Raw genomic sequence first — 14,525 nt, 5'->3', positions numbered from 1 at the left:
TAGAGGGTGAGCTCCATACCTTCCGAAGAGGTTGAGGCCAGGTTCCGAACGGCGTCGCTGAGGACTGCGTCGGGGGCCGTCTCAGAAGCAGTTTCCTCCCGGGTTCCCGCCATATTCATTTCGACGCGGTATACCCCGTCGTGCAAAGCCTTGTTCCAGGATTCGGTACCGAGAATGGTGTCCGTCCAGTAGGCTTTGATATAATCGTAATAACTCTGATCGCTGCCCATCCAGTTCAGGAGGGATTGCTGGAATTGACGGGTGTCAAAAAGCTCCCTGATGGTAGGCTGGACAAGGCTGTAATGTCCTTTTTTCAACTGGGCATCACCCCATGATTCCAGGAAATGATTAGCCGCCGCAGCAAATTGGGTGCGCTCTGTAGTTTCATTCCAGTTGGTGGAGAAGGTTACGGAAAGGTCTACTTTTTCAAGTCCTTCCGCAAAATCGGAAGCGTTGGGCAGGGTATACATGGGGTTAACCCCATCCATGATGAGCATACCCACATTACCCGACTTCATATCACTGATCAGCTGTTTTACGGCTGCTGGATTTCCCTGGCGCACATATTTAGGCGCATCCGTATCCATGGCTTCGCTGCCGAGCATTTTATTGATAGCCAGGACCACTTGCTGTGCATTGACATCGTCCAGTCCGCTGACCACAACCGCCTTGCTCCCCTTACTCCTGATTTCAGCAGCTGTAGCGTCTACCATGGCGAGGACCGCCTCGCTGAGATCCGTACTGACTCTGCTGTTGTTCAATTTGCCGTAAAGGGCTGCAAGTGCCTTTTTTTGTTCAGACGGTTTCAAAGGAACCCGCTTGTCGGCGTTCGCCCCTGTAAGCGTCATATTGGCTTCGAACTGTATGTGCCTCGACATCTTGCCGTTTTTGGGCACACGCCCTTTGGAATATCCGGCATCGTATCCTCCTCCTTGCCAGTCAGAAAGAAAATCCGCCCCAAAGGAAACGATCAGTTCTGCTTTGTCAAAATGGTAATCGGCCAGCGCCCTTTCCCCGTAGGCACTCTCGAAAGCATTCAAAGCAGCGTCTTCGGAAATGGCGTCGTAAGTGATGTGTTTTGTATTGGGATAGGCCGCCGTGAAGTCGGCGATCAATCTATCCGTGGACGGACTGGCATAGGTCTGGGTCAACAATACTACCTGTTTCCCGGTGCTCGCAAGAGCACCCAGTTTAGATTTCACAGAAGCATCCAGAATGGTCCATTCTACAGGCTCACCGTTGGAGAGCGGTCCCTGTAGCCTCGTGCTGTCGTATAGGGAGAGGACAGATGCCTGAACCCTGGCGTTAGCACTGCCGTTAGTGGCCGCTTCCTTGTTGTTCTCTACTTTGATCGGCCTTCCCTCCCTCGTCTTGATGAGGATGCTGGCAAAATCAAAACCGTTAGTAATAGTGGTGGCGTAGTAATTGGCCACTCCCGGTACGATCCTCTCGGGCTGAACCACATAGGGAATCGATTTGATCACGGGGCCTTCACAGGCAGCCAGCGAAGCAGCTGCAGTACTGAAGCCGATATACTTCAGGAAATCGCGCCTGTTCGTCTTTGAATCGGACAATCCCTCCTTGTCACCGAGAAATTCATCAACGGGAATTTCAGTCGGAAACTCGTTATCTCTCAGCTTTTGAATATTGGAATCCGCGGGGAGCAAGTCCGCCTCGTTCTTCCAGTATACCTTATTTGATGCCATACGATCTATCTGTAATTAGCTTCTGTATTGTTCTTAATAATGACATTTTCCACATTCGAGTCCGCCCAGCTGTGCAGCCGTCAGCTTCTCAACCCCGTATTTCTCGGAAAGTGCCTTGTGGATCTTTTCGTAGTACTCGTTATCCTGCAAGTTTACCTCGGTCTCCCTGTGGCAGTTTATACACCAGCCCATAGTGAGGGGAGCATACTGATACATGATCTCCATCTCTTCCACAGGTCCGTGGCAGGTCTGGCACTCAATACCGGCAACGGATACGTGCTGGGAGTGGTTGAAATAGGCCAGGTCAGGGAGGTTGTGAATACGAACCCATTCTACCGGCTTCGATTCACCTGTATATCGCTGTTCTTCTTCATTCCACCCGACAGCCTTGTACAATTTCTTGATCTCAGCCGTATAGAATTCGTTGGTATACCCGTTGGCCAGATCCTCGGCAGATGGACCTTCCGGGTTGCCCTTGTACTCGTAGATCGACTTGTGACAGTTCATACACACATTGAGGGATGGAATTCCTGAGTGCTTGGAAACTCTTGAAGAAGAGTGACAGTACTTACACTCGATCTTGTTATCTCCTGCGTGGATCTTGTGGGAATAATGGATAGGCTGTATAGGCTGGTAACCCTGGTCTACCCCAATCTGCATCATCCAACCATAGGCGTAATAAGCACTCGCCAGAAGCAAGAAGATCACGGAACACAGGACCAGGAACTGGTTCTTGACAAATGCCTTCCAAATGGGCATCCTTTTCTCCGCCTTTGCTTTTTCAACGACGACGCCGTTCGCCTCAGCGATTCGCCTCAGAGTACTGTTCACAAGGATCAGCATCATAACAAGCAAACCAAAGACCAGAACCAGGGCACCCAGAATTACTTCATTGGTGATCCCTGAAGATGGAGCTGCACCTCCGGGTACTTGTGCCGTTGTGGCAACTGCCTGAACGGGTGCCGGAGGAGGGGCCGCTGTATAGGCCAGAATATTATCGATGTCCTCATTGCTGAGCGTTGGGAAAGCCGTCATGGCAGCCTGATTGTACTCCGCATAGATCTTATTGGCGTAGGCATCCCCTGAAGAAATCATTCCTGCACTGTTCTTGATCCAGGAATAGAGCCATTCCTTGTCCAGACCCTCTTCTTCCGCGAGTCGCGTCTCCACATTGGCCAGCGCAGGTCCCGTCATCTTACGGTCCAGAGCGTGACAGGCGGCACAGTTCTGGTTGAACAACTGCTTCCCTTTCACAGGATCCCCGCCTAATGAGGCATCGGTTTCCGTGACCGCAGCTTCTGCTGCAGCCTGATCCTGGGCAATAAGATTGTTTGAGAGTAGTAGACTACCAACCAAAAAAATACTGAAAAGAGTAGAAATCTGAGAGCGGTACAGAACCTTTTTCATATTGAAATTATTTCTATCGAAATCATGGCACGATTTTTTCTCAATCCTAAGAAAAATGGGAGAGTTATCGCCCGTGAAATTGGGGACAAAAATACGGAATAGACTTTATTTGGGAAATCGTTAACTATTGATAATTTATAATTTATAACTATTCTAAATAAGGCTTGTTTATTCTGTTTAAGCCCTAAAAATTTACCTTTGCAAAGAATGTATTTTCACAAGCCCGGAAACCCATGAAAACTGCTTTATACACGCTGATTTTACTCCTCTTGCCTCTTTGTATGAACGCACAGAAGGGGCTGGCTACCGTTGAACAAGATCCCGAGATCACAAAGCTTCTGGAGATCTACAAAAAGATGAATTCCAAGACCGAATATTTCACTATCCAGATCGGTTTTGGGTCCTATGCGGAAGCGACAAATCTGAAGCAAGATGCTTCAGTGGATTTCCCCCAATACGGTGTAAAGATCATCTTTGATTCTCCGACCTACCGGGTGCATCTCGGCAGATTCGCAAACAGGCTGGAAGTGGAGCGAACATTTGCCGAAGTGAGGAAGAAATACCCTCAGTCCATCATCCTCAGGCCACAAACAGCAAAATAAAATGAAATAAAAAAACCTGCTTTCCGGCAGGTTTTTTTTCTGTTACAGTGTCTTTTTGACTGCTACTTCCTGGAAGGCCTCCACGATGTCGTTTTCTTTGATATCGTTGTAATTCTTGATCTGCAATCCGCAGTCGTATCCTTTGGCCACTTCCTTAACATCGTCCTTGAATCGCTTCAGGGAGGCGAGCTCTCCTGTATAGATCACCACACCATCCCGTATGAGTCTCACGTTGGAATTCCTGAAGATCTTTCCGCTGGTCACCATACAACCGGCAATCGTTCCCACCTTCGAAATCTTGAAGGTTTCCCGAATCTCTGCAGTTCCGGTAACCTCCTCCTTGATCTCGGGCGACAGCATTCCTTCCATCGCGTCCTTGAGGTCATTGATGGCGTCGTATATGATGGAATAGATCCGGATATCAATCTCTTCCTTATCGGCGATGTCACGGGCATTGCCCATCGGCCTTACGTTAAAGCCGATCACGATGGCATCAGAGGCCGAAGCGAGCAGCACGTCCGATTCGGTGATGGCCCCAACGCCTTTGTGGATGATGTTGACCTGTATCTCATCGGTCGACAGTTTCTGGAAACTGTCCGTAAGAGCTTCCACGGAACCGTCCACATCCCCTTTCAGGATAATGTTCAGCTCTTTGAAGTCTCCGAGGGCGATCCTTCTTCCGATCTCATCCAGGGTGATGTGCCTTTGGGTCCGGACAGATTGTTCCCTCAGGAGCTGGCTCCTCTTGGCTGCGATCTGCTTGGCTTCCCTTTCATCCTCCAGGACATTGAACTTATCTCCCGCCTGGGGTGCCCCGTCCAGTCCCAAAATGGAAATGGGGGTAGCAGGGCCGGCAACTTTGACGTTCTTGCCTCGCTCATCCTGCATGGCCTTGATCTTACCGCTATGCGTACCGGCGAGTACGTAATCCCCTATTTTCAGGGACCCCCCGAGTACCAGCACCGTAGAGACATATCCCCTTCCCTTGTCGAGAAAGGCTTCCACAACGGTTCCTGTTGCAAGCTTGTCCGGGTTTGCTTTGAGTTCGAGCAATTCTGCCTCGAGCAATACCTTCTCCAGCAATTCTTTTACCCCTTCCCCTGTCTTGGCCGAAATATCGTGCGACTGAATCTTACCTCCCCAGTCTTCTACTAACAGATTCATGCCGGCAAGGCCTTCCTTGATCTTATCCGGATTGGCATTGGGACGGTCTATCTTGTTGATGGCAAATACGATCGGCACTCCCGCTGCCTGGGCATGGCTTATGGCCTCCTTGGTCTGGGGCATGATATCGTCGTCCGCGGCGATCACAATGATGGCGATGTCCGTTACCTGAGCACCCCTCGCCCTCATGGCGGTAAAGGCCTCGTGACCCGGCGTATCGAGGAAGGTGATCTTCTGTCCGCTGTCTAGTTCCACCCCGTATGCACCGATATGCTGGGTGATCCCACCGCTTTCTCCTGCGATCACGTTCTCATTCCGAATGTAATCGAGAAGGGAGGTTTTACCGTGGTCTACGTGACCCATCACGGTTACGATAGGAGCCCTGGCTTTGAGATCTTCGGGTGCATCTTCCACCTCTTCTATGGCCTCCTCTATATCTGCTGTTACGAATTCCACCTCATACCCGAATTCATCGGCTACGATGGAAAGGGTCTCAGCATCGAGGCGCTGGTTCATGGTTACCATGATCCCCAGCGACATACAGGCCGAGATAATCTGAGTGGTCGGCACATCCATCATAGTGGCCACTTCGCCTACAGTGACGAATTCTGTGACCTTGAGTACCTTGTTTTCGAGTTCCTGCTGTTCGAGGTCCTTTTCAGACTGTTGCCTGTGCATGTCCCTCTTGTCCCTTCGGTACTTGGCTCCTTTTCCTTTTTTGGATTTCCCCTGTAATTTTTCAAGGGTCTCCCGCACCTGCTTTTGAACTTCTTCTTCTGTGGGCTCTACCTTGGCACCACCACCAGACCTGGAGCGTTTGTCGTCAAAACGTCCTCGACCGCCTCCGCGGGAACCGGAATCGCTGACGATCCGCTTTCTCCTTTTCTTGCGGTCTGAGGGATCGGCCTTGGCGCCGGTTTCTTTCTTTTTCTTGGGCTTTTCGAATTTTGACAGGTCGATCTTATCGCCCATGATCTTGGGCCCTGAGAGCTTTTGGTACTTTGTTTCGATTGCCTCTGGCTTTTCCTCCTTGGGAGGTGCCTCAGCCTTTTTATCTTTTGCTTTCTTACTCTCTTTCTTAGCCGCAGGTTTCTCTACGACCGGTTTTTCTTTTTCAGCCTCTGTCTCCTCAGTTGCTTTGGCCGCTTCTTTCTCAGCTTTTTTCTCCCCGTCAAGGTCGATCTTCCCGACCATTTTAGGTCCGGACAATTCGGCCTTCGCCTTCACCACTTCGGAAGCGGCATTCCTCTTCTCACGCGCAAGGCGTTTTTCCTCCTGTTCCTGCTCAAGTTGCAGTCTAATGGCCTCCTTCTCCTTGCGCTTCTCCTCCCCGACCTCTATGGAAGCAACTTTCTTGCTCATATCGGTCTGGAATTCGTCCAGGAGAATCTGATGCACCTCCTCCGTGATCTTCGTGGTCGGACGCGCGTCTATCTTATGCCCTTTTGAGGCGAGAAAATCGACCGCCCTGTCCAGGGAGATGTTGAGTTCTCTCAGAACTTTGTTAAGCCTTATTGTTGAGTTGTCTGCCATAAAAACTGTTTACTCTCTTTTTATTTTGTGCTAATATATAGCTTAATCTTCAAACTCGGCCTTGAGGATACGCACCACATCGAGGATGGTTTCCTCTTCCAGGTCCGTTCTCTTGACCAAGTCTTCCACGTCCTGTTCCAGCACACTTCTCGCCGTATCCAGGCCTATCTTTTTCAATTCCTCTATGATCCAGCTTTCGATCTCATCCGAGAATTCGGTCAGCTCCACATCTTCCTCAACCCCTTCCCTGAAGACGTCGATCTCATACCCGGTGAGCTGACCTGCCAGCCGGATATTATGTCCTCCCCGACCGATGGCTTTTGAAACCTCTTCGGGCTTGAGGTAGACCTGGGCAGTCATATTCTCATCGTTCAGCTTTACGGAAGTGACCCTCGCCGGACTCAAAGCCCGGGTGACCATAAGCTGGGGGTTGTTGGTCCAGTTGATCACATCGATATTCTCATTGCCGAGTTCCCTGACGATCCCATGGATTCGGGATCCCTTCATCCCTACACAGGCCCCTACCGGGTCTATACGGTCGTCATAGGAATCCACTGCCACTTTGGCTTTCTCCCCCGGGATACGTACCGCTTTCTTGATAGTGATCAGTCCATCGAACACTTCAGGGATCTCCTGGAAGAACAATTGTTCCAGAAAGATCGGTGAGGTGCGCGACATGATGATCATGGGCTTGTTCCCCTTCAGCTCCACACTTTCGATGATTCCCCTCACATTATCCCCCTTGCGGAAGAAATCGGATGGAATCTGTTTGTCCTTGGGAAGGATGATCTCGTTGCCCTCGTCGTCCAGCAGGATGATCGCCTTGTGCCTGATATGGTGCACCTCAGCAGTGTAGATCTCCCCTTCGAGATCTTTGAACTGCTTGTAAATGGTCGTGTTGTCATGCTCGTGTATCTTGGAGATCAGGTTCTGCCGCAAGGCCAGGATCGCCCTCCTTCCCAGATCGATCAGTTTCACCTCTTCGGAAACATCCTCCCCCACTTCAAAGTCGGGCTCGATCTTTCTCGCATCAGACAGTGAGATCTGCTCGTTGGGCTCCTCCACCTCTCCATCAGGGACAACCACCCGGTTTCTCCAGATCTCGAGGTCTCCCTTATCCGGATTGATGATAATGTCAAAATTGTCATCCGATCCAAACTTCTTTTTGAGGGCATTTCGGAAGACATCCTCCAAAATAGCCATCAGGGTTACCCGGTCGATGAACTTGTCATCTTTGAACTCCGAGAACGATTCGATCAATGCGATATTTTCCATTCTGATCCTAATTAAAATTTAAGTACTACGTTCGCTTTTACAATGTCCGTGAAAGGCACTTCAGCCGATTTAACTACGGTGGTCTTTCCCTTTCCAACGGGTTTGGGTTCTCTCGCTTTCCACTCCAGTTTTATGCCTTCGGCCGAAGCGGAGACCAGGGTTCCCGTTATGGTTGTTTCGGAAGTCTTTACTTCCAGTTTCCTTCCCACATTCTTTGTATACTGTCTGGGCATTTCCAGGGGTTCCGTGGCCCCGGGAGAGGTCACCTCCAGGGAAAAATCTGTCGCTTCCCTGTCCAGGTTGTGCTCAATAGCCCTGCTCACCTTCATACAGTCTTCCAATGTTACTCCCTCATCCCCGTCGATCACCACTTTAATATGTTGTGACGGACTCACCGTGAAATCGATCAGAAAAAGGGATGGATTCTCCTGTAAAATCTGATCCAGCCTGGCTTTAACTTCTTCCTTCAACATACATATGAGTAACAAAAGAGGGGACTTAACGGTCCCCTCATGAATACTTTACTATCCTTTCAGTGGCGCAAAGATACACAATTTTTCTTAATCGTGATCGACTCAGAAGCATACAATTTTTAAAGGTTGGGAGAATCCCTTTTTCTATCCGGTTTGGAATAAGTCGTACATTTAGCCCATACACATTTAACATTTCCCCATGGATGTATTTTCTTCCTACAACATCATCATAGAGGCATCGGTAATCCTCATCCTCTCCTTTATCTTTAACGGAATCTCAAAAAGGACGAATATCCCCTCGGTCCTGCTGCTGATCTTTCTGGGGGTGATATTGCAGTTCATACTCTCTTATCTCACCTCAGACGAGGTCGATTTCTTCCCGGCGCTTGAGGTCCTGGGCATCATCGGGCTGATCATGATCGTCCTGGAAGCGGCCCTGGAGCTGGAGCTGAAAAGGGAGAAACTCATACCCATAATAAAGTCCCTCTCAGTAGCCCTGGTGGGCCTGCTCGGTTCTACATACCTCGCAGCCCTGATCCTGTATCAGTTCGTCCCCGAGATGAGTATGCAGTCGGCCTGGCTGTACGCCACGCCCCTGTCTATTCTTTCCAGCGCCATCATCATTCCCAGCGTGAGTGGCCTGGATCCCTCGAAAAAGGAATTCCATATCTACGAGAGCACGTTCTCGGACATCATGGGGATCATGATGTTCTACTTCCTGGTAGGCGAGCTGAACCCGGCTTCCCAGGGAGGGGCCGGAGGATTTGCGCTGAACATCATCCTCACCATCGTGATCTCTGTGGTGGCCAGTTACGCCATCATCCTGATCTTCCAGGAGATCAAAAGCCAGGCTAAGCTCTTTCTGCTTATCGCCGTGCTTCTGTTACTCTACGCCATTGGGAAGCAACTGCACCTTTCGTCCCTGCTGATCATCCTGATCTTCGGGCTTATCATTGCCAACATGAAGCTGTTTTTCAGAGGGAAGCTGGCCAACTTCCTCGACTACGAAAAAGCCCACAGGATCTATCACGAACTCCATATCGTTACCCTGGAGACCGCCTTTGTGATCCGAACCTTTTTCTTTGTGATCTTCGGGCTGACCATTGCCATCGCCTCCCTCTTTAGTTTTAGCGTCGCCCTGGTGAGCCTGCTTATTATCATCTCAATCTACCTCGTGCGCTTTGTGCTGCTCAGGACCTTTTACGGGAGTGATATTCTTCCCCAACTCTTTATCGCCCCCAGGGGACTCATCACTGTACTCCTTTTCTACGCCATCCCGGCCGAAGCCCAGGTGGCCACCTTTGAGCCCGGAATTCTCCTCTTTGTCATTATCGGTTCAAGCCTGGTCATGACCTGGGCGATGATCCGGGATAAGAAAAAGACCAGGACCCTGCTCGATCTGGCAGAGGAAGAGAAATTGCCGGAAACCCGGGAAGCCCAAATGAGGTCCGAAGGTGAAATCCCGGAAAGCGAAGAACCCTTTTCTGAAGAAGACCCTGAAAGACAGTAAATAAAAAAGGCTCCTTTGCGGGAGCCTTTTTCTCTATTGAAGGAATAGAATATTAGTTAACGCCTATGGTATCGGGATTTCCATCGGGATCCCCATTGACATTTCCCCCGTTTCCTATATTACCCAAAAGCAATATGCCGGCCGCATGGGGAGAGGCCATGGAAGTACCGCTGATGGTATTGTATCCCCCGCCTTTCCAGGTGGATTTGATCGCTACTCCTGGCTCACAATAGTCGACCGGCGGATTGCCATAATTCGAAAATGACGCCCAGTTATCACCTTGAGACATGGCCGAAATGGTATAGATATTCGGACCGTTGGCAGAGGCAGGAGATTTAGTGGCTGCATTCGTGCTTTCGTTCCCAGCCGCGAGGGCAAATTTAACTCCGGTCCCGGCCGCGGCGATCACTGCATCATTCACAGCCTGAGAGAAACCACCTCCTAAGCTCATGTTAGCGACATCACCGTTGTTTCCATTGGCGGCTACATGGTCGATCCCGGCTATCACCCCGGAATAGGATCCGCTGCCACGGGAGTCCAGTACTTTAACAGGAATAACCGTGGCTCCTGCGGCCACACCGACGACACCTACTTCGTTATCAATAGCCGCTACGGTTCCTGCCACATGAGTGCCATGCCCGTTCCCGTCAGCAGAAAGGTCGGAGTCCTTGCCTTTTGTAAAGGCATTAAATCCACGGTTCACGTCTACATTCAGGTCTTCGTGGCTGGAATCAATACCGGAATCGATGATCCAGGCAACGTTATTTCCGGTGTAGGTAACTGCACCTCCAACGCGGGTAATCCCCCATGGGATTTCTTCAGCAGGAGAACCTCCTCCGTCATTGCCACCCGGGCCTTTTCCGGGAGGTGGGGCCAGGGTGAACATCTGATCCCTTTCCACATAGGCCACCCGCTCATCAGCCTCCAGTTCTGCGGCCTTCTCATCGCTCATCTTGACAGAAACCCCGGTCAGGGCCTTGCTGAAAGCATGGCCAATGGCGTCTTCCTTCAGCTCCAAACCACCCAATATCTTGACGGCCATCTCCCTGACGGCATTGTTGGCTGCTTTGTGATCATTGCCGAAACGGGCACCGACATCCCCTGTGACCTTGCGATCGAAAACCACGATATAAGAACCTTCGATGACATAACTCCCCTGATTAAAGACAGCGGGTTCTTCCATTTGCTCCAGGACATTCTGGAGATCGAGATTCTCTTCCTGATTGAATGTATCGTCCGAACAGGAGAACAATACGATACCTGCGCCGGCCAGAACAGCCATACGCTTAAACATTGAATGCTTCATAAATGATAAGGATTATGTTGTTAATGGCAGGAATTTAAGAAAATTTTAAGAAATTCAAAGAAAACAGGAATGATTTTCCACCCCTGTTTAAAGAGTGTCTGATGTACTTTACACCCAATTGCTCGCGGAAGGCTTATGAAGGGATATAAAGAGAAAACCCAATACTTACGCGATGGGTGGAACTATTTATCAGTGCCCTATAGTGATTTCACCTGACAATCCATTATTTTCGTTTTTTTTGAGGCCGCTGGGATGATCGTCAAAACCTGAGACATTTGAAGTCCTAAAAGAAAACAATACGATCGTATATGAAACTGCATACAGAATTGGAAAAGAATACACTTGAACTGGAAGGTTTACAGAAAATTAGGACGGATTACGATTATCTGCTCGCCGCCTTTAAAGAAATGCTGCAGTCCCTGGGTGAAGAAAAACTGGCAGAAGTGATTTCTCTTGGTCAGAATGGAGCAGACCGAGATTTAAGTGGGATGTCCGACCGTAAATTAGCCCAGGCCATAGGAATCTCCTTTGAATTGCTCAACCTGGTCGAAGAGAATGCCGCTACTCAGTTCCGAAGGAAAACCGAAACCCGCCTGGGTCCGGATTCTACCCGTGGTTCCTGGGCCGAAACGTTCAGGGCGTGGAAATCGATGGGCATTTCCGAAAAAAAGATGGCTGACTTGCTGCCCACTATTCAAGTGATGCCCGTTCTGACCGCACATCCCACAGAAGCCAAAAGATTAACTGTACTGGATATCCACAGGGAACTATACATACTATTGGTAAAACTCGAAAACCCACTTTGGTCCGATTCCGAGAGGGAGCAGATCAAGGACGACCTCAAGTGTGTTTTGGAGCGATGGTGGCGTACAGGTGAGATCTATTTACAAAAACCGAGACTGGAAGATGAGCGCAGCAATGTGATGCATTACTTTGAAAATGTATTCCCTGAAACCCTACGCCTGACCGATCAACGATTGAAAGATGCATGGAACTACATGGGGTTTTCCGCGGAGTACCTGCAATGGCCAGAGCACTACCCAAAGCTCAGATTCGGAAGTTGGGTAGGCGGTGACCGGGACGGTCACCCTTTTGTAACCCCGGAATTTACAGCATCCACCTTACAACTTCACCGGGAGGGCGCCCTGAAGATCCTCAGGAAAGAACTGGTAGAACTGGCCAGAAAACTGAGCTTTTCTGAATTCATCAACGAGATTCCACAAAAATTCATCTCACAAATACGCGATTGGACCAGCGATTTGGGAGAACAGGGTCAGAAAGCCGTGGAACGGAATGCTTCTGAACCTCTCCGGCAGTATGTCAACCTGATGATCGCCAAACTCGACAATACCATTGAAGAACGGTTTGACCTGGGTGACAAATGCTATTACCGAAATCCCATGGCCATGTCTGAAGACCTGAGGCAATTGCGCAACACCCTGATAACACTCAGGGCGGAGCAGGTGGCCAAAAAACACGTTTTCCCCATTGAACGGATACTGGACTGTTTCGGATTTCACTTGGCAAAGCTCGACATACGACAGAACAGCGCCTATCACGAAATTGCGCTGAGCCAGATCCTAAAGGCTTCTGGTTTCTCTGATTTTGATTACCCCTCATGGGATGAAGAAAAAAGACTTGAATTCATACAGGGTGAATTGCTAATTAACCGTCCTTTTCTGCTCCCGGGCAGGCCATGCGGACCTGAAGCTGATAATGTCCTGGGGTATTTCCTGGAAGTTAAAAAGTACATTGATAAGTACGGAGAAGACGGAATTGGTTCAATTATCGTGAGTATGACACGGAGTTTAAGTGACCTGCTCGTGGTATTCCTTTTCTTGCGTGAGGTTGGCCTGAAAGAAGTACGACTGCCCGTAGTCCCCTTATTGGAAACCATAGATGATCTTATAGCCGGACCGAAGATCCTGGAGTCCTTTTTAGATCATGCCTTAGTGAGGGAACAGCGCGAAATACAAGGCGGCTTAGTTCAGGAGGTCATGTTGGGATATAGCGACAGCAACAAGGACGGAGGCATCCTGACCAGCAGGTGGAACATCTACAAAGCGGAAGAACGCCTGAGTGAAGTGGGAGAAAAGTTTGGTGTGAAGATGCGTTTCTTTCACGGCCGGGGAGGGACCATAAGCAGGGGGGGAGGAAAAATACACCGGTTTCTCGAGAGCATGCCGCCAGGATCTGTCAGCGGACAAATAAAAATGACCATTCAGGGAGAGACTATAGCCAATCAATTTGCCAACCGTCTCAATGCTACCTATAATTTGGAAATGTTCTTATCCGGAACAGCAAGACAAGCCCTGACCGAAAAAGAAAGTATAGACGTAAGAAGGTATACGATCATGGATGAACTGGTTGCCACAGCCAGAAAAAACTACAGGGAACTTCTGGACCATCCCAAATTCATCGAGTTTTACGGCCAGGTTACCCCCATAGACGTATTGGAGCAAAGTAAAATCGGTTCGAGACCCGCAAGGCGGACAGGACAACGTTCATTGAGCGATTTGCGTTCCATACCCTGGGTTTTTAGCTGGAACCAGTCGCGGTTTAACCTCACAGGATGGTTTGGCACCGGTGCGGCACTCCACCACTTTAAAAAAAACAAGCCGGAGGACTTTGCGTATCTCAAACAATTGGCAGAAGAATGGCCGTTCTTAAAATTTGGACTCATTCAAATTGAAACCAATGTTTTGAATTCAGATCCTAAAATTATGAGGATGTACGCCGATATGGCACAAAACCCGAGTGTTCGCGAGCAATTATTAAAGCTCATTTTAGATGACTATCAGCTGTGCAATACAGCAATTGAAAATTTGTTAGGTTCACCGGTAAACGAACGCAGGCTATCAAGACTGGAGAACCATAAACTCAGGAAAGACTCCATGGACATATTGCACAGCCTTCAAGTGCGTTCTTTAATTCACTGGAGGGAGATGGGTGAAAGCGATACAAAAAAGAGCCATGAACGCCTGCTCAATCTTCTGTTGTTGGTCAATACGTTGGCAGGAGGGTTAAAGAATACGGGGTAAAGGGATCAGACCGTTAAATCGGAATTATTTCAGATATCCAAATTAACATTTGACTGAGGGCACAAAGGCCAGGAGGTCATCTCCATGGATTCATCACGGGCAACCTGCCGTTTTCTGTGTCTAAGGTTATCTGTGAACATTACCATAAGGCCTTTTTTACATCCTTTCAAGCTTTCTTCATAACCTGAATGTGAATGAAGAATTCTCGGAATCGCATACGACTGAAGACTCCGGAAATAAAAAACCCTTGAGTTCTTTCGAATATCAAGGGTCTTTATGTTGGCCTACTAGGACTCGAACCTAGAATGACTGAACCAAAATCAGTAGTGTTGCCAATTACACCATAGGCCAATGCCTCTTAAGAGCCTGCAAATTTAAGACAAAGTTTTGTTTGCACAAATAATTTTAAGCACAATCCAAGCGGGGTCTGGCAATATTACAGGTGTTAAACCTTTGGGAAATATTGATCCCGATAAATTTTTTAATTAGTAATTTCGCCTCTGTTGGT

General features: G+C 49.0%; 9 protein-coding genes and 1 tRNA gene. 3 read left to right on the top strand and 7 right to left on the bottom strand.

The annotated features are described in order from the left end of the window. Together ABYP73_RS05310 and ABYP73_RS05305 are read right to left on the bottom strand one after the other, a co-directional pair. Positions 1-1,706: TAT-variant-translocated molybdopterin oxidoreductase (locus ABYP73_RS05310; protein WP_372973665.1), on the bottom strand; the 1,706-nt coding region annotated here is incomplete at its 3' end. Between the two features lie 33 nt (positions 1,707-1,739). Continuing rightward, on the bottom strand, positions 1,740-3,113 hold the full coding sequence (locus tag ABYP73_RS05305; protein WP_372944590.1) for a cytochrome c3 family protein: 1,374 nt from the start codon (positions 3,111-3,113) through the stop codon (positions 1,740-1,742). A gap of 233 nt (positions 3,114-3,346) precedes the next feature. Between ABYP73_RS05305 and ABYP73_RS05300 the strand changes: the two genes are divergently transcribed. Continuing rightward, entirely contained in the window at positions 3,347-3,715 is a 369-nt protein-coding gene (locus ABYP73_RS05300) for an SPOR domain-containing protein (RefSeq protein ID WP_372973664.1), read from the top strand. Between the two features lie 42 nt (positions 3,716-3,757). Here ABYP73_RS05300 and infB read toward each other — a convergent pair whose 3' ends face one another. The 3 genes from infB to rimP are packed head-to-tail and all read right to left on the bottom strand — an operon-like array spanning position 3,758 to position 8,160. Continuing rightward, complete coding sequence (infB, locus tag ABYP73_RS05295; RefSeq protein ID WP_372944592.1) at positions 3,758-6,412, bottom strand: translation initiation factor IF-2; 2,655 nt, start codon at positions 6,410-6,412, stop codon at positions 3,758-3,760. A 42-nt stretch (positions 6,413-6,454) separates the two neighbouring features. Next, positions 6,455-7,687: a transcription termination factor NusA gene (nusA, locus tag ABYP73_RS05290; protein ID WP_372944593.1), complete on the bottom strand. Its 1,233-nt coding sequence runs from the start codon at positions 7,685-7,687 to the stop codon at positions 6,455-6,457. Between the two features lie 11 nt (positions 7,688-7,698). Continuing rightward, on the bottom strand, positions 7,699-8,160 hold the full coding sequence (gene rimP / locus ABYP73_RS05285) for a ribosome assembly cofactor RimP (RefSeq protein WP_372944594.1): 462 nt from the start codon (positions 8,158-8,160) through the stop codon (positions 7,699-7,701). Positions 8,161-8,359: 199 nt separating this feature from the next. On the opposite strand from rimP, the gene ABYP73_RS05280 reads away from it, so the two are divergent. Then, complete coding sequence (locus tag ABYP73_RS05280; RefSeq protein WP_372973663.1) at positions 8,360-9,670, top strand: cation:proton antiporter; 1,311 nt, start codon at positions 8,360-8,362, stop codon at positions 9,668-9,670. A 52-nt stretch (positions 9,671-9,722) separates the two neighbouring features. Here ABYP73_RS05280 and ABYP73_RS05275 read toward each other — a convergent pair whose 3' ends face one another. Further along, positions 9,723-10,976 carry a S8 family serine peptidase gene (locus tag ABYP73_RS05275; RefSeq protein WP_372944596.1) on the bottom strand — a complete coding sequence of 418 codons (1,254 nt, stop codon included), beginning with the start codon at positions 10,974-10,976 and terminating at the stop codon, positions 9,723-9,725. A gap of 308 nt (positions 10,977-11,284) precedes the next feature. Here ABYP73_RS05275 and ABYP73_RS05270 point away from each other — a divergent pair, with 308 nt between their 5' ends. Continuing rightward, a complete protein-coding gene (locus ABYP73_RS05270) occupies positions 11,285-14,017 on the top strand; it encodes a phosphoenolpyruvate carboxylase (RefSeq protein ID WP_372945444.1) in 2,733 nt (910 codons plus the stop codon). Positions 14,018-14,296: 279 nt separating this feature from the next. Here the strand turns inward: ABYP73_RS05270 and ABYP73_RS05265 are convergent. After that, a tRNA-Gln gene (locus ABYP73_RS05265) sits at positions 14,297-14,368 on the bottom strand. Positions 14,369-14,525 lie beyond the last annotated feature (157 nt).

It is taken from the genome of Muriicola sp. (genome assembly GCF_041567615.1).
Taxonomy (GTDB): Bacteria; Bacteroidota; Bacteroidia; order Flavobacteriales; family Flavobacteriaceae; genus Muriicola.
This window is presented reverse-complemented; position numbering and strand designations above follow the sequence as displayed.